We start from the raw sequence: 18,645 nt of genomic DNA, 5'->3' as shown, positions 1-18,645 counted from the left end.
TCAGCCGCTCCAGGCGGGATGGCGTGGATCGTCGGCGCGCACCAGGACGTCGGCGGTGCCGGAGGGATCGGTCTCCTCGTCGTAGCGCTCGAACGCGGGCAGGGTCCACCGCTCGGCCTCGGGGGTGCGGCGGCGCAGGGCGCCGGGACCGAGGCGCACGTGGACGCTCAGATCGAGGGGGAACCAGTGGTGCAGCAGGAAGGGGCCGTGCAGCAGCAGCGCCCCGCCGGGCGGCAGGGTGGCATAGGGGCTGCGGGTGGCGCGATCGGTGACCGGGTCCCACAGGTCGGGCAGGACGCGCCCGTCACCACCGGGCCCGAGCGGGTCGAAGACCTCGCGCCAGAGGGCACCGGTGTCGTGCCAGCCGCTGTAGTAGGAATCGGCGTCCTGACGTCCGTGCTCCAGGCGCAGCGAGGCGGGGCGCAGGAAGCCCTGCGTGCCGACGGCGAGGGCGGGGCGGCCGCGGACGCGCAGCGCCTCGGAGACCCGCTCGGCGAGGTCGCCGGGGCGGGCGGCCGGCGCGCCGTCGAAGGCGACACGCGGCCAGGCGGATCCGTCGACGGGCGCGAGGTCGAGCACGCGCTCGGCGAGCAGGTCGCCGAGCCTGTCCCAGGTGATCGCTTCCAGTCGCACCCGCCCATGATGCGTCAGCCGCCGGTCCTCCCGCCTGGACGCCCGCGTATGCGCACGCGCCGCTGGACCATGGTCGGCGCCACGCGGGCGGAGGTTGACTGGGGTGATCGACGGCCGGCGGTGCCGGGCGGACAACGACTCGACGGGTGGGAGCTGACAGGACATGACCGAGGGACCGTACTTCGTGCTGACGGTGCTGGGTGCGCTCGGGACCGGTATGACGGCCGGCGCCTTCTACGCCTTCTCCGCCTTCGTCATGCGGGGGCTCGCCGCGCTGCCGCCCGCGCAGGGGGTCGCCGCGATGAACGCGGTCAACAGGGCGGCGGTGCGGCCGGCCTTCATGCTGCTGTTCCTCGGGACGGCGGGGCTGGCCGCGGTGATCGCCGTGGTGACGTTCGTGCTGTGGCCGGAGGGAGCCGCGGTGGAGCTGCTGCTGGGCAGCGCGCTGTATCTGGTCGGGTCGTTCGGGGTCACGGCGGCCGTTCATGTGCCGCGCAACACCGCGCTGCTCGGGCTGGATCCCGGCACCGCGGAGGCGGCCCGCCGGTGGCCCGTCTACGTGCGTGAGTGGACGGCGTGGAACCACGTCCGCACGGGCGCCTCCGCGGCGGCGGGGGTGGCGTACGTGCTGGCCCTCACCTGAGCGCGCGGCCGGGGCCCCAGAAGCCGGCGGCACCGGCACCGAGGCAGCGGGCCGCGCGGACCGGAGCGCCGACGCGGGATGAGCGGGGTGAGCCAGGCGGAGTGCACCGGGCGGGGTGCGCCGTGGTGAGGGGCTCGGGCGGCCTGCGGCCGGGGGCGGCGGGACGTATCGTGGGGCGGAAGGACGCCGCACGGCGGCGCGCACGGCCAGCCACCCGGTGAGCAAGGACGACGGCCATGGCCGATCCCAAGGGTTTCATGACCACACCCCGCGAGGAGTGGCCCCGCAGGCCGGCCGAGGAGCGGGTCCGGGACTGGGACGAGGTGTACGTCCCCGGTGCGCTGCTGCCGATCGTCGGCGCCCAGGCCGACCGTTGCATGGACTGCGGCGTTCCGTTCTGTCACGAGGCCTGCCCGCTCGGGAACCTGATCCCGGAGTGGAACGACCTGGTCGCCCGGTCGGACTGGCGGGCGGCGAGCGAGCGGCTGCACGCCACGAACAACTTCCCCGAGTTCACCGGCCGTTTGTGCCCGGCGCCCTGCGAATCGGGTTGCGTGCTCGCCATCAACCAGCCGGCCGTCACCATCAAGAACGTCGAGTGCGCGATCGCCGACAGGGCCTGGGCGGAGGGCTTCACCCCGCCGCGTCCGCCGGACCGGTTGTCCGGGAGGACGGTGGCGGTGATCGGGTCGGGACCCGCCGGGCTGGCGGCGGCGCAGCAGCTGACCCGGGCCGGACACACCGTCGCCGTCTACGATCGGGACGACCGGATCGGCGGGTTGCTGAGGTACGGCATCCCCGCGTTCAAGATGGAGAAGCGCCATCTCGAGCGGCGCATCGACCAGATGCGGGCCGAGGGCACCAGGTTCCGTGCGTCGACGACGGTCGGACGGGACGTGGCCGCCGACGAGCTGCGGACCCGGTACGACGCCTTGGTGATCGCCGTCGGGGCGACCGCCTGGCGCGAACTGCCCGTACCCGGCCGCGAGCTGGCCGGTATCCACCAGGCGATGGAGTACCTGCCGCTGGCCAACCGGGTGTGCGAGGGCGATCTGGAGCGCTCCCCGCTGTCCGCCGCCGGGAAGCACGTGGTCATCGTGGGCGGCGGTGACACGGGCGCGGACTGCCTCGGCACGGCGGTCCGGGAGGGGGCCGCGTCCGTGACTCAGCTCGACATCTACGCGCAACCGGGTGCGGCGCGCAACGAGGAGGCCGAGCCCTGGCCGACGCATCCGAGGCTGTACCGGCTGTCCGCCGCGCACGAGGAGGCGCGGGACCTGCGGTGCGCACCGGCGGCGGACGCTGACGCCAGACTGTTCGCGGCGTCCACGCTCCGCTTCGGCGGCGACGCGGAGGGGCGTGTGCGCTCGCTGCACCTGGTCGGAGTGGACGGGGGGCGCCGTCCGCTGGCCGGTACCGAGCGATCACTCCCCGCCGACCTCGTCCTCCTCGCCCTCGGCTTCTCGGGGCCCGGGCGGGAGGACGGGCTCGTGGACGGGCTGGGGGTGGCGCTGGAGCCCCGCGGCACGATCGCCCGGGACCGGGACTTCGCCACGAACGTGCCGGGCGTCTTCGCCGCCGGGGACGCGGCTCGCGGGCAGTCGCTCATCGTGTGGGCGATCGCGGAGGGACGGGCGGTGGCGGCGGCCGTCGACCGGCACCTGTCGGGCGGCGCCACCCGGCTTCCGTCACCGGTCGGCCCGTACGACCGGCCGATGACGGCCTGAGCCCGCCCGCCGCCCGGGCGGTCCAGGGGTCGTCCCTCGTTCCTCCGCCCCTTCGTTCTTCTGTCCCTCGTTCTTCCTGATGTCGGGTGGTTGACCAGGTGCCAAGCAGTTTAAAAAAGAAGCATCAACAGAGTGCGTCTCAGGACAGCAGGAAGTCCGCCTCTCCCGCCTTCGCTCCCTCGATGAAGGCCGTCATCTCGGCGGACGTGTAGATCAGCGCGGGACCGTCGGGATCGGTGGACTGCCGGACCGCGATGCGGCCGTCGGAGAGCTTCATCGCTTCCAGGCAGTTGCCGCCGTTGCCGCCGCTCCACGGCTTGTGCCAGCCCTCGCTGCCCAGCTCACGGGCGGGCATGCCGTTGTAGATCCGCTCGCCGCGGGTCCGTGGCGAGCGCTGGGGCTCGATGCGATTCATTCACAGCTCCTTGCGGAGATCCCGGAGGATCTCCTTCGTGCGATGTGCCGTGGCGGCCTGCGCCGCCATGCGGTCCATGACCTCGAGATGGGTCGCCACCTCGGCGCGCGCGTCGAGGTAGACGGCGCCGGTCATGTACTCGCTGTAGACCATGTCCGGGAGTTCCGGCACGGCGAATCGGAACAGCACGAAGGGCCCGTAGGTGCCCGGGTGCGGCCCGTTGGAGAACGGGGCGACCTGCAGTGTCACGTTGGGCAGCTTCGTGGCCTCGAGCAGCTTGTCGATCTGCGCACGCATCACCTCCGGGCCCCCCACGGGGCGGCGCAGCGCGGTCTCGTCCATCACGACCCACAGCCTGGGCGCGTCGTCACGGGTGAGCAGTTCCTGGCGTCGCATGCGCAGGTCGACGTGGCGCTCGATGTCGTCGGGCCGGGTCTGCCCGATGGCTCCCGAGCGGAGCACTCCGCGCGCGTAGTCCTCGGTCTGCAGCAGTCCGGGGACGAAGTGGGGCTCGTAGGAGCGGATCAGTGCGGCCGCGCCCTCCAGGCTCACGTACATGGAGAACCAGCCCGGCAGGATGTCGTGGAAGCGCTGCCACCACCCGGGCTTGTTGGCGTCCTCGGCCAGCCGGACGAAGGCGTCGGCCTCCTCGTCGCCGATGCCGTAGGCCTTCAGCAGGAGCTGGAGGTACGGGATCTTGAGGGCGACCTCGGCCATCTCCATGCGGCGGACGGTGGCCGGGGCGACCCGCAGGATGCGGGCGGCCTCCTCACGCTTGAGACCGGCGCGTTCCCGCAGGTCCAGCAGGCGTCGGCCGAGAACGACCTGGCCGACCGTCGGCGCTGACCGCGGCTCGCTCACCGCCCACCTCCAGAAGAGTCCCCGAACATCCATGTGCGGACAGCCCGGCGGCGCCATTCGAAGACCTTTTCGAAAGTCCGGGCAGACCTTCGGTGATCTGAAGTGGCGCCGCTCGACGTGCTGTTGCGAGCAGTGTGCCACGGCCGTCCAGACCGTCACACAGCACTCTGCATTTTTCAGAGTGACACTTGCCAAGTGTTCACGGCGGGGCGATAGTGGCAAGCGTGATTCCGTCCGCGCCCTTAGGAACAGACGCCACCGCGGGCTCCCTGGGCCTCGGTGCCGCCATGGGAGCCGGCCCCTCGGGGACCGCCGCCGCCCCGCGGCGGTTCCGCTTCGAGCTGGCCGCACATCCGGGCTCTCCCGCGCAGGCCAGACGCCTGACACGCGCTCGGCTGAACGGCTGGTCGGTGTGCGAGGACACCTGCGACACCGCGGCCCTGGTGGTCTCCGAACTGGTGACCAACGCGATCGTGCACACGGCGAGCAGACACATAGTGTGCGAGCTGCACGACGGCGCCGACCTGGTCCGCATAGCCGTGCGCGACGAGGGCTGCGCCCCGGGCCGGCCCCGCCCCTCGGCCGATCAGCAGCCGGACGACGAGCACGGCAGGGGGCTGCTCCTCGTCGACGCCCTGTGCGAGGCGTGGGGTGCCCACGAGCACGGTCCCGGGCTGCTGGTCTGGGCCGAGCTGCCGCGCAAGGCCGACGGGCCGCGCGACCCGTCGGAGCCCCACAACGACCTGGGCTGGGGCGCCCGCCCGAAGCCCGGCCCCGCCGACGGCACGGGCGACGACGGCGAGGCGGAGGGACGCCGGCAAGAGGCGCGCCGCGGAACGGGGACCGAATGGCTATGAGGGCTGCGTCCGGCATCCGACCCATCGGGCTGGACACACTGGTCCGCCTCCAGCGCGGACTGCGCGCCCCCGGGACACCCCGGCGGCTGCCCGTGCCGGACGGCATGACGGCCCCGCTGGGCTGCGACGCGGTGGCGGTGCCCGCCCGCCTCGGCCCCCTGGTGCTCCCCCGGCTGCCACGCGTGGGCTGCGTCTACGCCGACGCCGCGCACTGGTGGTGGATCGTCCCGTCCGACTCCGACTACGCCCTGGAGTGGCCCGCGCCCGCGCGCTACGCCACCGGCGCGGTCGTCCCCGACGTCCCGAGCGTCCCCGGCCTCATCCACCGCCCGGACGGCACCGTCCCCTACACCCCGCCCATCCCGCTCTATCTCGCGCTGTGCCGACTGACGAACACGACGCCGACGTGGTCGCGTCCGGTGACCGCCTAGGGAGCCGCGGCGGCCTCCCGTACCCTCCCGCGCCACCGCGCCCGCCCGGATCACCACGCGCGCACACGACACGCCCACCGGGCGACGCCCCTCCCGCACCACGCCCTCCGCCGCACGCCGCCCCTCCCGCACCACGCCCTCCCCCGCACCACGCCCCTCCCGCACCACGCCCTCCGCCGCACGGCGCCACCGCGCCGCCACGCCCTTCCGCGCCACCCCGCCTCATCGCACCTCCGCGCTTCCCGGATTCATCCCGCGCGCCCCTTTCCGGCATCCTCCGGCCGCGCGTGCGCCCGCGCGCCCCGGCCTCCCCGGCTCGCGCCCTGCCCGCAGGCATCCCGCCCCGGCGATAGTGGCCGTCCGTCCACATACGGGGGAGGCCGACGGTGCGCAGGAAGGGCGGCACGGAATCAGCCGGGGTGTCGGATTCGGAGCGGCTGCTCTTCGGCGGTCCGCTCCGCTACGACATGGGCTGGAGCCAGCACGCCGACGCCTTCATGGAGCTGGGCTTCCGGGCGATGCTGACCCGGCTGCCGTCTCTGCTGGCCTCCAGCCTCCGGCTCGCCCGGCAGGCCGACCCGCAGGCGGCGCGGACGGTGCTGGCGGCCGAGGTCGGCCGGGGTCTGGCGCAGGCGGTCAGTCTGCTCGCCGTCAACAGTGTGCTGGCCGGTCTGCTGACCGCAGGCCCGATCGAGGAACGGCTGCGCGAGACCGTCCCGGCCCTGATCACCGTGGCCGCGGCGATGCTCGTCGCGGCACTGCTGAGGGCGGCGTCGACATACGCGACGGGGCGACTGGAGCCCAAGGTGGAGCGGGTGGCCACCGAGCGTTACCTGGAGCGGGCGGCGGCCGTGGAACTGTCCGCCATCGAGGACCACGCCTTCCACAAGCTCCTGGACACCGCCCAGTACGGCGCCGCCTCCGCGCGGCGCATGATCTCGATCGGCACCCGCGTGGTGAACGCGATGATCTCGCTCGTCGCGGCGGCCGGCGTGCTGACCGTGCTGCACCCGGCGCTGCTGCCGCTCATGGTGACGATGACCCTGCCGAGCGCCTGGAGCGCGCTGACCCTCGCCCGCCGCCGGTACCAGTCCTTCCACGCCTGGGTCCAGCACGAGCGGGCGGGACGGCTCCTGGCCAGACTGCTCATCGAACCGGCCGCGGCCCCCGAGATCAGGGTGCACGGAGTGGGGCCCTTCCTGCTGCGGCACTTCCGCGCGATGTCGGAGACCGCCGAGGCGGAGCAGGCCCGGCTGGCCCGCCTCGCGGCCCGTACCGGGCTGATCGCGGCGGCTTGGACGGGGCTGGCGACGGCGGCCACCTACGCCACGCTCGGCGGGCTGCTGCTGGGCGGTGCGATGGCCCTGTCGGTGGCGGGTACGGCCGTGATCGCCGTCCGCACCGGCTCGCAGAGCCTGGGCACCCTGGTCGTGGAGGTCAACGCGCTCCACGAGGAGGCCCTGTTCGTCGGTGACCTGGAACGGCTGCACAGGGAGGCCGCAGCCCGGGCCATCCCGGTGGGCGGTGCCGCGCTGCCCGAGGACCCGAAGGAGATCCGCTTCGAGAACGTCACGTTCCGCTACCCGGGGGACGCGAACCGCCCGGCGCTCGACGACGTGACCCTGTCCCTGCCGCTGGGCCGGATCGTGGCGCTCGTCGGTGAGAACGGCTCGGGCAAGACGACGCTGGTCAAGCTGCTCGCCGGGCTGTACGCGCCGGACGGGGGCCGGATCACCTGGGACGGCGTCGACGCGGCGACGGCCGACCGGCACGGGCTCGCCGAACGCATCGCCATGGTGGCGCAGGACTTCAAGCGCTGGCCGTTCACCGCGCGGGTGAACGTCGCGGTGGGCCGCTCCTCGACGCCGCTCGCTGAGGAACGCCTCGCCGAGGCGATCGCCGAGGCCGGGGCCCGGGACGTGGTCGCGGACCTGCCACGCGGCCTGGACACCTTGCTGGCCCGGGACTTCAGCGGCGGGCACGAGCTGTCCGGCGGCCAGTGGCAGCGCGTCGGGATCGCCCGCGCCGCGTACCGGCGGGGTCACATCCTCATCGTGGACGAGCCGACGGCGGCCCTGGACGCCCGGGCCGAGCTGGAGGTCTTCGAGAAGATCCGCGCCCTGGCCGGCCGCGGGCAGACGGTCGTCCTGATCACCCACCGCCTGGCGTCCGTGCGCCATGCGGACCTGGTGCACGTCCTCGACCAGGGCCGGCTCGTGGAGTCCGGGACGCCGGACGAGCTGCTGGCCACCGGCGGGGTCTACGCGGAGCTGTACTCGCTCCAGGCCGAGCAGTTCGCCAAGGCGCCGGTGCACGCACCGGAGGCGGGCTGACGGCTCGGGAGGGCTCGCAAGGGGCGCGTCAGGGGATCGGGCGCGTCAGGCGGCCGCGTCACCGGCGGCGGGTCCGCCGCGGACGATGACCAGGAACATGTCCGTGGCGAGATCCATGACGACCTCGGCGGGCAGGCCCTCCAGACGTCGCGCGTTCGCGAACTCCTCGGCCGGCCAGGATCCACGCGGTCCGCCGGCGGGAAAGCGTTCGAGCACTGTTCGCCCGTTCACCCCGCACCTCCATGTAGCGCTGTACTCGTAGAGTTAAACGCCAACCATGGAGCCAAAGGCTCGTGCGGTGATGGTACTGAGACATAGTTGACACTCGTTCACCGCAAAGTGTGACCTGCGCCTCAGCCGTTCGGCCGGGTTCGCCACGCTGTGTGTCAGGCCTCGTACTCGTCGTGGTAGCGGACTCTCTCGGCACCCACGGGCGCACCGAAGGTCGACGCGCGCCCCTCGGGTTTCTCCCAGGGCTCCCGCCTGCCGAGCGCGGTCAGGTCGAGGAGGCTGGTGGTCGAGCCGAGTCCGTCGAGGCCGCGCTCGTAGGTCGAGTAGGTGTGGAAGACCCGGTCGCGGTCCCGCAGGAAGCAGCTGAGTCCGGGGCGCTCGACCAGTTCGCCCTCGTGCTCCAGGGTCGCCTCGAAGTCGGTGTTGAAGTCGCTGACGTACGACGAGTACCAGGGCAGGGTCCAGCCCATCCGCGCCTTGAAGGGCAGGATCTTCGGGTACGGGGCCCGGGAGACCGCCGCGAACGACGTACCGCGGGCCTTCAGGTGCGCCAGGTGCCCTGTCTGGTCCAGGAACGCGGAGCAGCCGCGGCAGCCGGCGTCCCACTCCGGAGCGAACATGAAGTGGTGGACGACGAGCTGGTCGCGTCCCTCGAAGAGGTCGAGCAGCGTGGCCTTGCCGTCGCCGCCCTCGAACACGTACTCCTTGTCGACCTCCACCATCGGCAGCCCGCGCCGCTCGGCGTTGAGCGCGTCCCGCGCACGGGTGGCCGCCTTCTCCTTGTCCAGTAAGGCCTCGCGCGCCGCGCGCCACTGGGCGCGGGTGACGATCTCGGGCAGGGACATCGCTGCGACTCCTCCGGTGCGACGATCGGTCGAAGGGTGGTGACCGCCGGGACGAGCGGAACTCATCGCGGCTCGGTGGACTTCTTTTCCGAGCCGCCCTGCGGATGCGGGTCGGCGGCGCGGATCAGGTGCGGATCAGGTGTCGTACTCCTGGACGCGCCGGCCGTGCCCCCGGTCGGTCAGGGCGGGCAGCCGCTCCCCCAACTCCCTTACCACCGCGGGGACATCGAGGGTGAGCAGTTCGCGGTCCCGCATGAGGACCCGCCCGTCGACGATCGTCGTGCGCACGTCGGCGGAGCGCGCGCTGTGCACCAGGGTGGCGGCGAGGTCGTGCACGGGCTGGGTGTGCGGGCCGGTGGGGTCGACGAGGACGAGGTCGGCCCGCAGGCCGGGGGCGATCCGCCCGACGACGTCCCCCAGCCCGACCGCGCGGGCGCTCTGCACGGTGGCGTGGTGCAGGGCCTGGCGGGCGGAGAGCCAGCGGGGGTCGCCCTCGGTTGCCTTCTGGATCAGGGACGTGAGGGCCATCGACTCCCACACGTCGAGCGAGTTGTTGGAGGCGGCGCCGTCGGTGGCGAGGCCGACGGGGACACCGATCTCGCGCAGGGCGCGGACGGGGGTGGTGGTGGGCCAGGCGAACTTGAGGTAGCCGCGGGGCGCGGTCGCCACGGCCGTACGTCCGCCCGCGCGTGCGAGGAGCGGCAGATCGGCCTCGACGATGCCGGTGCCGTGCGCGAGGAGCACGTCGGTGTCGAGGATCCCGGTGCGTTCCAGGATCTCGATCGGCGTGGCGCCGTGCCGGGCGAGGCTGGTGTCGGTCTGGTCGCGGTTCTCCGCGGCGTGCAGGTGCACGGGCAGACGGTGGTCGCGGGCGAGTCCCGCGGTGGCGGCGAGGTCGGCGTCGGTCACGGTGTAGGGGGCGTGCGGCGCGAGGGCGGTCGTGATGCGGCCGTCGGCGGTGTCCCGGTGCCGCAGCGCGAAGTCGAGGGACCGTTCCCGCCCCTCGGTCCCCTGCGAGGAGAAGTAGGCCTGGCCCAGAAGGGCCCGCATCCCGCACTCGGCGACCACGGCGGCGACGGTGTCCATCGCGAAGTAGTGGTCCGCGAAGGAGGTGACGCCCGCGCGGATCATCTCGGCGCAGGCCAGCCGGGCTCCCAGCTCGACGTCGCGTTCGGTGAGGTTGGACTCGACGGGCCAGACGACGTCGTTGAACCATTCCTCGGTGGGCAGGTCCTCCGCCAGCCCGCGCAGGGCGACCATCGGCGCGTGCGTGTGGCAGTTGATCAGCCCGGGGAGGGCGACCTGGCCGCGCGCGTCGATACGGTCGGCGGCGGGAAGGTCCGCCACGGCGGCGGCCGTCGTCACGGAGTCGACGAGCCCGTCCCGTACGACGACGGCCGCGTCCTCCGCGAAACCGATCCGTTCGCGATCGTCGTGCACGAGGACGGTGCAGCCGGTGATGACCAGGTCGGCGGGTCCGGGGGCCCCGGTGGGCTGCTCGTGACTGCCCGTGGACCGGGCACGGGATTCGGTGGGCTGCTCACGGGAGCCGGTGGGCTTCTCATGGGAGGAGGGGGTCATCACGCCAACGTACGGCCCGGGCGGTGAGGTGGAAGCCGTCCGACGGGACGCTCACCCGGCCGGACTCGGTGCGGGCTCGCGCAGTGCCACGGGCCCGCGGCGCGCGGCGAGTTCGCTTCTCAGCTCGGCGAGCCGTGCGGTGTGGCGGGGTGTGAGCCGGCCGGTGTCGTCTAGGTGCACGGCGCACGCGGTGGTGGTGTCGACGAGCCGTTCGAGGAGCGAGGCGACCTCGTCCGCGCCCTCGGAGTGCCGCGCGAGGGCGGGCAGTTCGGCGGCGGCCAGTGCGATCGCGGTACGGGCCTCGGCCAGCGTGCGGTAGGCCTCGCGGCGCAGTGTCCACCGGGTGCCGCGGTCGCCGGACTCGCTCAGTACGTGGGCGAGGTAGGCGTGCGCGGCGGCGTCGGCGGCCTCGATGCGGGTACGGACCCGGCCGCCCCGCTGCCCCGGCATCGGCAGGTGCCCGACGACCAGCACGATCGCGCAGGCCAGCAGGGTCTCCCCGATGCGGCTGACCGAGGCCTGGGGCTCGCCGGCCACCATGATCAGGGCCAGGACGAGGACGGTGACCACGGTCGTCTGGGCGGCGAAGTGCCGTGCGGCGACCGGCACCAGGGCGCCGCAGACGGCGACGAGGACCACGAGGCCCTCCGGGCGCGGCAGCACGGCGGCGAACCCGGCGAAGAGCAGCGCCCCGAGGACCGTCCCGGCCGCCCGGCACAGCACCCGGGACGCCAGCGGTCCGAGGTCGGGCTTCACGAGGAAGACGGCGGTGGCGGGCAGCCAGTACCAGTGCTGGTGGGCGCCGTGCCAGGGTCCGTGGTGCAGGGCCTGGGCGACGGCGGCACTGGCCCCGAAGCAGAGCCCGGCGCGCAGCCCGTACTCGCGTCCGCCGGCGCCGAGCACGGTGCGCAGCAGGGAGGCGGCCGACCGCCTGCGGGTGTGCAGGTCGCGGCCCCGGCCCTGGTCGAAGGCCTCGGCGGCGTGCAGGAGGGCGTCGTCCAGGGCGCGCAGAGCGGGCTCGGTACGGCTGGGCGCGGGCAGCGGACCGGCCGGGGTGTTGCCGCGGACGGCGGCGACGAGCCGCCGGGGGCCCTCAGCGGCCCGCGCCGGGAGGATCCGCTCGGCCCACGCGAGGGCGGTCGCCGCCTCGCCCAGCGGCAGAGCGGCGGCGTACTGGGCGTGCAGCCTCCGTTCGTCGGCGGACGAGGCATGGCGTCGCAGCCGGGGCCCGGTGAGCGCGTCCTGTGCCTGGTCGAGGGCGGCGGTGAGCGCGGCCCTGCGGGTGACGGCGTGCTCGGTGCCCGCGGCGTCCAGGAGCGCGGCGACGGCGTCGTAGACGGCGGCGACCGCGGCCCGCTCCCCGTCGAAGCGGAAGGCGAGGCGGGAGTCCCCGCCGAGGGAACCGGGTGTGGGCAGCGCCAGCCGCAGCACGAGCAGCCACCCGGCGCCGGCGAGAAAGACCGGCGCACTCTGCCAGGCGGGGCCGGGCAGCGGCATCCCGGCCCCTACGGCGGTGGTGACCAGCAACTGCGTCCCGGCTCCGGAAGCCACGGTTCCGGCGGCGCTGAAACCGCCCGCGACCAGTCCGAGGCAGGTCAGCACCAGCGTCAGCGGTACGGCGTCGAGGTGGTCACCGGAGTACGTCCCCACGAGCAGCCCGACCGCTCCGGCGAGCGCGGGCACGCCGATCCGCCGTACGGAGGTGCGGCGGCTGCCCGGCCGGTCGTTGATGCCGGCGAGCATGGCGGCGATGGCGGCGACGACCCCCAGGGGCGCCCGGTCGGCGAGTATCGCGACCAGCAGCAGCGGCCCTCCGGCCAGCGCGCCGCGGACCACCGCGCTCCAGGGCACCGGTCCGCGTTGGGCGCTCAGGGCGTGGGCGAGCCACGGCGGAAGCGTGAGGGCGACGGGACGGGCACGGCGGAGGGTACGGAACACGGGGGGCGGGGCTCCTGTCGTCGGTCGAGGGCGGGGGCGAGCCTTCGGGCGACGGTGGCCGGGCCGGGTGGTGCACGGTCAAGCGTACGGTCGGTTCTCCAGTGGCCGGAAACGGACGGGTTTCGGTGATGTGAAGTCGGGCGGACGGGCCCGGGCAGGATGAGGCCGTCGGGCCTGATGGGCCGAGCCGAGCCGGGTCAGGCCGGGCCGGGTTAGGCCGGGCCGGGTTAGGCCGGGCCGAGCCAGGCCGGGCCGGGCCGAGCCAGGCCGAGCCGAGCCGGGCCTCGGACGCCCTTCCGCGCTCGTCAGCGTCTGCGCTCGGGGGCGTCACCTTTCCGCACTCGCGAGCCGCGTGCGGCTCCGGCCCCGGTACCCGTCGTCGTCAGCGCGCCTCCACTGCCTCGCTCAGTGTCAGCTCGGCCTCGGCCACCGATCGTGACAGGGACCGCGGATCGGGCCGCAGCGTCGCCAGCAGCGCGTTCATCGTGCCCAGCCCTGCCCGTTCGACGAGCCCCTTCTCGTTGGTGACCCACTCCCCCCGCGCCGCCATCACCGCGTGCGCCGTCTGCGTCGTGGCGAGGGCGATCGCGCCGGCGACCTGGGTGAGGGCGCCCTTGGGCGCGTGGCCGGCCTTGGCGTAGGCGAGGGTGGCCGTGGCCGCGCCGTACCAGCGCTCCGGGGCCGTCGCGCGGAGCGCCTCCGGGTAGGAGGGGCGGGGCAGTTCGCCGCGCAGCACCCTGTTGATCGCCAGCTCGGCGACGACCAGGTACGTCGGGATGCCCGCCAGGTGGAACATGAGCGGCTCGATGTCGAAGCGCCCCGCCTGCGCCTCCGCCACCTGGTGCTCGACCACGTCGAGGTCGCGGTAGTGCAGGTCCACCCGGCGTTCGTCGACGGTCAGCCAGGCTCCCCCGTTGAAGACGCCGCCGCCCCAGCCTCCGACCTCGGAGACCTCTCCGGGCCAGCCGAGGGCACGGACGTCGGCCGGGTCGAAAGCGCCGCGGTAGTAGACCGCCAGGTCCCAGTCGCTGTCCGGCCGGTGCGTGCCCTGGGCCCGGGAGCCGCCGAGGGTGACGGCCCGGACGGTGGGCAGAGCGGCCAGTCGGTCGGCGGTGGTGTCGAGGAATGCCTGGTCCGCGAGGAAGGGCACTGCCTGGCTCCTGACAGGAGGGGGCGGTCGGGTGGACGCCGAAGCGTACGCGCGGTCGGTCCGCGGCACGAGGCGATTGTCAGTGGCACGCGTTATCAATGAAAGCGTCACTGAGCGTAGCGGCGGGGGAGGTCGTGTCGTGAGGGCATCGTGGAAGCGCGACGAAGGAAGCCCGGGCCGGCAGGGCAGGCGGGACGACGGCGGCCTCGGGCCGACGGAGAAGAAGAGCGCGGTACGGGCCCGGGAGCCCGGCGGGGGCGAGCCCGGGTCGGGGCGCGGTCACGTGTCGGTGGCGGGGTTGCGGGCCAGGGGCTGGACTGCGGAGATGGTGCGCCGGCTGCTCGGCGAGCCCGATCTGCTGCGCAGCCACCCGCACCTCCGCTCGGCGCCGCCGACGCGCCTGTACGCCGTGGACCGGGTGGAGGCCGTGGAGCGCGGCGCCGCCTTCCGGGCCGCCGCGGCTGCCGCGACGCGCCGGTCCACCGCGGGGCGGGTGGCGGGACGGCTTCGGTTGCGGGAGGTGCGGGCACGGCTCAGCGCACGGCAGGGGGGAGAGGGGGCCGGAAATTCGAGTGCGGAGGCAGACGGGAGAGCGGACGATCGGGAGGCCGATCGCCCACCGCCCCAGGAGTCCACGTGATCCGACGCGTCACCGTGCCCGGCCTGTTCCCGCCGCCCACCTACGCTCATGCCTCGGTCGTCGAGGCCGGGACGAGGCTCGCCTTCCTGGCCGGATCCGTACCGCTCGACGGCGAGGGCCGGCTGGTCGGCGAGGGCGACCCGGTCCGTCAGGCGGAGCAGGTGATCGCGAACCTCACCGAGCAGCTGCGGGCCGTCGGGAGCGGGTTGGATCACGTCCTGTCGACCGAGGTGTACGTCGTGAGCACCGAGCCCGGCACCCTGGCCGCCGTCTGGGAGGTCGTCGAGGCGTCGGGACTCAGTGCGGGCCCGCATTCCTCGACTCTGCTCGGGGTGAGCTGCCTCGGGTATCCAGGGCAGTTGGTGGAGATCACGGCGACGGCGGTGGTGCCGGACGACGTACCTGCCGACGCTACGACCAGCGCCGCGCCGAACGCCGACGTGTCGACCACCGCCGTACCGAACGCCGGCGTGACGAGGCGGGAGCGTCCGTGAGCGGAGAAGCGGACGGGCAAACGGTCGTCCTTCGGCGGGCGACGGCCGCCGATGCCCGCGGCGCCGCCGACGTCTGGTTGCGTTCCTTCGCCGCCGCGCTGCCCACGGTCGTCAGGCCGCGGTCCGACGACGAGGTGCGGGAGTACTTCCACCATGTGGTCGTGCCCCTGCGTGAGACCTGGGTGGCGGAGACGGCGCGCGAAGAGGTCGTCGGCGTGCTGGTGCTGGAGGGCGAGGAGCTGTCGCAGCTGTACCTCGCCCCGGAGTGGCGTGGGCGCGGGATCGGGGACCGGTTCGTCGCGCTGGCCAAGGAACACGCGCCGGGACGGCTCTCCCTGTGGACCTTCCAGGTCAACGCGCCCGCCCACCGCTTCTACGAGCGGCACGGTTTCACCGCCGTGGAGTGGACGGACGGCGCAGGCAACGAGGAGCGGGAGCCGGACGTGCGGTACCTGTGGCAGCCGTAGGGCAGCCACAGGCGGCGACTCGGGCAGGGACGCGGTACGGCAGCGTAGGTCCTTCCGCCGACCTCCGGCCTCCGACCAGGACTCGTCGGGGTCAGCCACCGGCCTCAGTCGAAGGCGGCGTCAGGTGTCCTGCGCGCCCCGCGCCGTGTGTCCGTGCGCGTACCTGTCCGTCGCCGCCACCAGTGCCTGGTCGCCGAGGGTACCGGCGTCGTGCCCGGCCTCGTCCACGACCACCAGTTCGCTGCCCGGCCAGGCGTGGTGGAGCCGCCAGACGATACCGAGGAGGTTGCCGAAGTCGAGGCTGCCCTGCACGAGGGTGCCGGGGATGCCTTTCAGCAGGTGGGCGTCCTGGAGGACCACACCCTGTTCGTTGCCGTCGCCGAGGAAGTGGTCGTTGCCCCAGTAGTGGGTGACGGTGCGCGCGAAGCCGAAGCGGAAATCCGGGTCCTCGAACCGGGCGACCGAGCCCGGCGGCGCGGGAATCGTCGCTGTCTCCCAGTCGGTCCAGGCGCGCGCGGCCCGCTCCCGGACGGCGGCGTCCGGTGACTCCAGCAGGCGGTTGTACGCGGCGGCCGGATCGCCGTCGCGTTCACCCTCGGGCAGCTCGGCCAGGAACCGTTCGTGGGCCTCGGGGAAGATCTTCCCCAACCCGCGGGTCAGCAGGCCGACTTCGGCACCGGAGCCGGTGGCGACTCCGGTCAGCACCAGCTCGGACACCACTCCCGGATGGGTCTGTGCGTACCGCAGCCCCAGTACCGATCCCCACGACACCCCCCACACGAGCCACCGCTCGATGCCGAGGTGGGCGCGGAGCCGCTCGAGGTCGGCCATGACGTGTGCGGTCGTGTTGACGCTCATGTCGGTGTGGTGGTCGCTCGCCGGGGGCACCGAGCGTCCGGCGCCGCGTTGGTCGAGGAGCACGATCCGGTACGCGGCGGGGTCGAAGTACCGCCGGAGGTTGGGACCGGCACTGGACCCCGGCCCTCCGTGGAGGACCAGCGCGGGCTTGCCCTGTGGGTTCCCGCAGGTCTCCCAGTGGACGCGGTTGCCGTCGCCGACGTCGAGCATGCCGTGGTCGTACGGTTCGATCTCCGGATACAGGGCCATCGGTGCACCGTAGCGGTGCCGTGTCTGGCCGCTCAGCCCTTTTCTGCCCGTGCTTCGTTCTCCGTGCTTCGTTCTCCGTGCGCCGTGCGCCGTACGCCGTACGCCGGGACTCACGCCGTGGGCAGCCCTGCGGTGTCGGCCGCCGTGCGGAGCACGTCCCGGAGCATCTCGGGGGTGAGACGTCCGGTGAACGTGTTGCGCTGGCTGACGTGGAAGCAGCCGAAGAGGTCCAGGCCGGGACCGTCGGAGGCATCCAGCCCGACGTGGCTGCCGTGTCCGAAGGCGGGGCGGGGGCGGGGCACGGTCCAGCCCGACTCGGCGAGCGCCGGGAGCGCGGCCTGCCAGCCGAAGGCGCCGAGCACGACCACGGCGCGCAGTGTGGGCTTCAGCAGCCCCAGTTCCCGGATCAGCCAGGGGCGGCAGGTGTCGCGTTCGGCGGGAGTGGGCTTGTTCGCGGGCGGGGCGCAGTGCACCGGCGAGGTGACGCGCACGCCGAGCAGTTCCAGACCGTCGTCCGCGGAGACGGCGGTGGGCTGCGAGGCGAGCCCCACGTCGTACAACGCCTGGTACAGCACGTCCCCGGAGCGGTCCCCGGTGAACATCCGGCCGGTGCGATTGCCTCCGTGGGCCGCGGGGGCGAGCCCGACGATCAGCAGACGCGCGTCGGGCGGACCGAAGCCGGGCACAGGCCGACCCCAGTAGGTCCAGTCGGCGAAGGCCGCCCGCTTGGTCCGGGCCACTTCCTCCCGCCAGTCGACGAGCCGAGGACAGGCCCGGCACTCCTCGATCCGCCGGTCGAGTACGGAGAGGCCGCTGCTGTTCATGCCTCCACCGTAGAACGCCGTCCGCCCACCGCCCCCGTCAGCCCGCTGCGGACAAGGCCACCGGGCCTGCGGCCGCAGGGGAGCCTCGGCGGTGCCGGTCCGCCGCGAATAGAGGTCTCCCTCGTCCGGCCGGACGGTTAAGGTCGAACCATGGCTTGCGAGCATGACGAGGGCAGGAGCGGCGGGGCGGCCGACCCACGGGACGCCGACACGACGAAGGCCAGGACGAGGGCCGACGGCAGCATCGCGGCGAAGGCCGGGACGGCGGCCGACGGCACTGCCACCGGACAGCACTCCGAGGCGGCCGACGGCCAGGACACCGCGCAGCCCGGCCCGGGCGACACGGTCACCGGCGGCCCTCAGCCCCCGGACCCGAAGACCGCCGCCGCGATCGCCGCCGCCGAGGCCGCCGGGCCGAAGAACGGCGAGACCGTCCGTGTGGACAGCTGGATCTGGGCCGTGCGCCTCATCAAGACCCGCTCCCTCGGCTCGACCGCCTGCCGGGGCGGCCATGTCCGGGTGAACGGCGAGCGTGTGAAGCCCGCGTACTCCCTGCGCGTCGGCGACGAGGTGCGCCTGCGGCAGGAGGGCAGGGAACGCGTCGTCGTCGTGAAGCGGCTGATCCGCAAGCGCGTCGGCGCCCCGGTCGCCGCCCAGTGCTACCTCGACAACTCCCCGCCGCCCCCGCCCCGTGAGGCCGTCGCCCCCGCCGGCATCCGCGACCGCGGCGCCGGACGCCCCACCAAGCGCGATCGCCGCGAACTGGAAAGGCTGCGAGGGCTCGAGAGCCTGAGTCGCGCCCGGAGGGATGCGGAGACCAGGCCCTGAGAGCGCGCGCCCCGCTCGCCGGCCCCGCCGCAGGCATCATCCGCGGCGATGTCTGCGCCAGGGCGCCCGGCCCGTCCGGTTCAGACGCGCCGGGGCCGCACCCGACGGAGAAGCTCCTCGTTGCTTCCGCGCCTGGCCCAGGCGATGACCAGGAGCGGCAGCATGAGGATGACCGGAGTAGCGGCGTTCTCCCCGTCGAAGTAGGTGAGCTGGACGACGAACGCGCCGACCATCAGGGCACTGAGGGACGTCGCGGCCACCGACTGAAGCACCGGGACCAACAAAGCGACCGCACCGGCCAGTTCGAGCGCGCCGATGGCGATCATGCCCGCGTTGCCCCAGCCCATCTCGGTGAAGATGTCGGCCGCCGAGGAGTGCGCGATCAGCTTCGGCAGGGCACTCGCCACGGCGAAGAACACCGCGAGGAGCACCTGCACCACGCGCAGGACGGTCCGGGCGCCTCGCCCGCCGCGGTCAGTGGCGGTGGGAGTCGCCGAGGCCGCGGAGGCACCAGGGCTTGAAGGGATGGCGGGAGCGGCGGAGACGGTGGGGGCGACGGGCTGGGACATGTGGGTCTCCTGGGCAGGGGTCCGAAACGCTGTCGGGGAGGTGGACCGCCCGCCGGCCCGGAACTCATCGC

At 73.8% G+C, this 18,645-nt stretch carries 19 protein-coding genes and 1 pseudogene; 9 read left to right on the top strand and 11 right to left on the bottom strand.

Annotation, left to right across the window (positions count from 1 at the left end; genetic code table 11):
- Nucleotides 1-633: a nucleoside/nucleotide kinase family protein gene (locus AC07FV_RS04820; protein ID WP_479084641.1), complete on the bottom strand. Its 633-nt coding sequence runs from the start codon at nt 631-633 to the stop codon at nt 1-3.
- A 163-nt stretch (nt 634-796) separates the two neighbouring features.
- Here AC07FV_RS04820 and AC07FV_RS04815 point away from each other — a divergent pair, with 163 nt between their 5' ends.
- Both AC07FV_RS04815 and AC07FV_RS04810 read left to right on the top strand, forming a co-directional pair.
- Nucleotides 797-1,276: an anthrone oxygenase family protein gene (locus AC07FV_RS04815; protein ID WP_479084639.1), complete on the top strand. Its 480-nt coding sequence runs from the start codon at nt 797-799 to the stop codon at nt 1,274-1,276.
- A 236-nt stretch (nt 1,277-1,512) separates the two neighbouring features.
- The gene (locus AC07FV_RS04810) at nt 1,513-3,003 is read left to right on the top strand and encodes a glutamate synthase subunit beta (protein WP_479084637.1); all 1,491 of its coding nucleotides are present in this window, start codon (nt 1,513-1,515) and stop codon (nt 3,001-3,003) included.
- Nucleotides 3,004-3,142: 139 nt separating this feature from the next.
- Here the strand turns inward: AC07FV_RS04810 and AC07FV_RS04805 are convergent, their stop codons facing one another.
- Together AC07FV_RS04805 and AC07FV_RS04800 are read right to left on the bottom strand one after the other, a co-directional pair.
- Complete coding sequence (locus AC07FV_RS04805; RefSeq protein ID WP_383649772.1) at nt 3,143-3,418, bottom strand: DUF397 domain-containing protein; 276 nt, start codon at nt 3,416-3,418, stop codon at nt 3,143-3,145.
- Nucleotides 3,419-4,279, bottom strand: a complete 861-nt coding sequence (locus AC07FV_RS04800) for a helix-turn-helix domain-containing protein (RefSeq protein WP_391967572.1) — start codon at nt 4,277-4,279, stop codon at nt 3,419-3,421.
- 215 nt (nt 4,280-4,494) lie between these two features.
- On the opposite strand from AC07FV_RS04800, the gene AC07FV_RS04795 reads away from it, so the two are divergent.
- From AC07FV_RS04795 to AC07FV_RS04785, 3 genes are all read left to right on the top strand, one after another.
- Nucleotides 4,495-5,136, top strand: coding sequence for an ATP-binding protein (locus tag AC07FV_RS04795; protein ID WP_479084636.1), 642 nt, complete (start codon nt 4,495-4,497; stop codon nt 5,134-5,136).
- Nucleotides 5,133-5,567, top strand: a complete 435-nt coding sequence (locus AC07FV_RS04790; protein ID WP_383649779.1) for a hypothetical protein — start codon at nt 5,133-5,135, stop codon at nt 5,565-5,567. The genes AC07FV_RS04795 and AC07FV_RS04790 overlap by 4 nt, the downstream gene beginning before the upstream one ends.
- 467 nt (nt 5,568-6,034) lie before the next feature.
- Nucleotides 6,035-7,900: an ABC transporter ATP-binding protein gene (locus AC07FV_RS04785; protein WP_479084895.1), complete on the top strand. Its 1,866-nt coding sequence runs from the start codon at nt 6,035-6,037 to the stop codon at nt 7,898-7,900.
- A gap of 45 nt (nt 7,901-7,945) precedes the next feature.
- On the opposite strand, the gene AC07FV_RS04780 is transcribed toward AC07FV_RS04785, so the two are convergent.
- From AC07FV_RS04780 to AC07FV_RS04760, 5 genes are all read right to left on the bottom strand, one after another.
- Nucleotides 7,946-8,131 (bottom strand): hypothetical protein, encoded by a 186-nt coding sequence (locus tag AC07FV_RS04780; protein ID WP_479084634.1) that lies wholly within the window; start codon nt 8,129-8,131, stop codon nt 7,946-7,948.
- 155 nt (nt 8,132-8,286) lie between these two features.
- Entirely contained in the window at nt 8,287-8,976 is a 690-nt protein-coding gene (locus AC07FV_RS04775) for a DUF899 domain-containing protein (RefSeq protein ID WP_479084632.1), read from the bottom strand.
- 135 nt (nt 8,977-9,111) lie between these two features.
- The gene (locus tag AC07FV_RS04770; protein ID WP_479084630.1) at nt 9,112-10,557 is read right to left on the bottom strand and encodes an amidohydrolase; all 1,446 of its coding nucleotides are present in this window, start codon (nt 10,555-10,557) and stop codon (nt 9,112-9,114) included.
- Nucleotides 10,558-10,608: 51 nt separating this feature from the next.
- Nucleotides 10,609-12,495, bottom strand: a complete 1,887-nt coding sequence (locus AC07FV_RS04765) for an FUSC family protein (protein WP_479084628.1) — start codon at nt 12,493-12,495, stop codon at nt 10,609-10,611.
- A 382-nt stretch (nt 12,496-12,877) separates the two neighbouring features.
- Complete coding sequence (locus tag AC07FV_RS04760) at nt 12,878-13,645, bottom strand: nucleotidyltransferase domain-containing protein (RefSeq protein ID WP_479084626.1); 768 nt, start codon at nt 13,643-13,645, stop codon at nt 12,878-12,880.
- 139 nt (nt 13,646-13,784) lie between these two features.
- On the opposite strand from AC07FV_RS04760, the gene AC07FV_RS04755 reads away from it, so the two are divergent.
- The 3 genes and pseudogenes from AC07FV_RS04755 (at nt 13,785) to AC07FV_RS04745 (ending at nt 15,246) form a co-directional block, all read left to right on the top strand.
- Nucleotides 13,785-14,285 carry a hypothetical protein gene (locus tag AC07FV_RS04755; RefSeq protein WP_479084624.1) on the top strand — a complete coding sequence of 167 codons (501 nt, stop codon included), beginning with the start codon at nt 13,785-13,787 and terminating at the stop codon, nt 14,283-14,285.
- Nucleotides 14,282-14,680, top strand: a pseudogene (locus AC07FV_RS04750) (RidA family protein); the annotation flags it as partial. The gene AC07FV_RS04755 and the pseudogene AC07FV_RS04750, both read left to right, overlap by 4 nt.
- A 95-nt stretch (nt 14,681-14,775) precedes the next feature.
- Entirely contained in the window at nt 14,776-15,246 is a 471-nt protein-coding gene (locus AC07FV_RS04745; RefSeq protein WP_479084622.1) for a GNAT family N-acetyltransferase, read from the top strand.
- A gap of 120 nt (nt 15,247-15,366) precedes the next feature.
- Here the strand turns inward: AC07FV_RS04745 and pip are convergent, their stop codons facing one another.
- Nucleotides 15,367-16,353, bottom strand: a complete 987-nt coding sequence (gene pip / locus AC07FV_RS04740) for a prolyl aminopeptidase (RefSeq protein ID WP_479084620.1) — start codon at nt 16,351-16,353, stop codon at nt 15,367-15,369.
- A gap of 110 nt (nt 16,354-16,463) precedes the next feature.
- Nucleotides 16,464-17,177: a uracil-DNA glycosylase gene (locus AC07FV_RS04735; RefSeq protein WP_479084619.1), complete on the bottom strand. Its 714-nt coding sequence runs from the start codon at nt 17,175-17,177 to the stop codon at nt 16,464-16,466.
- Nucleotides 17,178-17,327: 150 nt separating this feature from the next.
- Here AC07FV_RS04735 and AC07FV_RS04730 point away from each other — a divergent pair, with 150 nt between their 5' ends.
- On the top strand, nt 17,328-18,005 hold the full coding sequence (locus AC07FV_RS04730; protein WP_479084618.1) for an RNA-binding S4 domain-containing protein: 678 nt from the start codon (nt 17,328-17,330) through the stop codon (nt 18,003-18,005).
- Between the two features lie 80 nt (nt 18,006-18,085).
- On the opposite strand, the gene AC07FV_RS04725 is transcribed toward AC07FV_RS04730, so the two are convergent.
- Nucleotides 18,086-18,574 (bottom strand): DoxX family protein, encoded by a 489-nt coding sequence (locus tag AC07FV_RS04725; RefSeq protein WP_479084616.1) that lies wholly within the window; start codon nt 18,572-18,574, stop codon nt 18,086-18,088.
- Nucleotides 18,575-18,645 lie beyond the last annotated feature (71 nt).

It is taken from the genome of Streptomyces sp. NPDC045956, assembly GCF_056430705.1.
The sequence above is the reverse complement of the archived record's forward strand: the minus strand, read 5'-3'. Positions and strand labels throughout refer to the sequence as shown.

Coding starts and splice junctions, on each gene's coding strand:
- AC07FV_RS04775 (WP_479084632.1), bottom strand. CDS start 8,976: ATGTCCCTGCCCGAGATCGTCACCCGCGCCCAGTGGCGCGCGGCGCGC.
- AC07FV_RS04725 (WP_479084616.1), bottom strand. CDS start 18,574: ATGTCCCAGCCCGTCGCCCCCACCGTCTCCGCCGCTCCCGCCATCCCT.
- AC07FV_RS04735 (WP_479084619.1), bottom strand. CDS start 17,177: ATGAACAGCAGCGGCCTCTCCGTACTCGACCGGCGGATCGAGGAGTGC.
- AC07FV_RS04770 (WP_479084630.1), bottom strand. CDS start 10,557: ATGACCCCCTCCTCCCATGAGAAGCCCACCGGCTCCCGTGAGCAGCCC.
- AC07FV_RS04790 (WP_383649779.1), top strand. CDS start 5,133: ATGAGGGCTGCGTCCGGCATCCGACCCATCGGGCTGGACACACTGGTC.
- pip (WP_479084620.1), bottom strand. CDS start 16,353: ATGGCCCTGTATCCGGAGATCGAACCGTACGACCACGGCATGCTCGAC.
- AC07FV_RS04810 (WP_479084637.1), top strand. CDS start 1,513: ATGGCCGATCCCAAGGGTTTCATGACCACACCCCGCGAGGAGTGGCCC.
- AC07FV_RS04785 (WP_479084895.1), top strand. CDS start 6,035: ATGGGCTGGAGCCAGCACGCCGACGCCTTCATGGAGCTGGGCTTCCGG.
- AC07FV_RS04805 (WP_383649772.1), bottom strand. CDS start 3,418: ATGAATCGCATCGAGCCCCAGCGCTCGCCACGGACCCGCGGCGAGCGG.
- AC07FV_RS04815 (WP_479084639.1), top strand. CDS start 797: ATGACCGAGGGACCGTACTTCGTGCTGACGGTGCTGGGTGCGCTCGGG.
- AC07FV_RS04730 (WP_479084618.1), top strand. CDS start 17,328: ATGGCTTGCGAGCATGACGAGGGCAGGAGCGGCGGGGCGGCCGACCCA.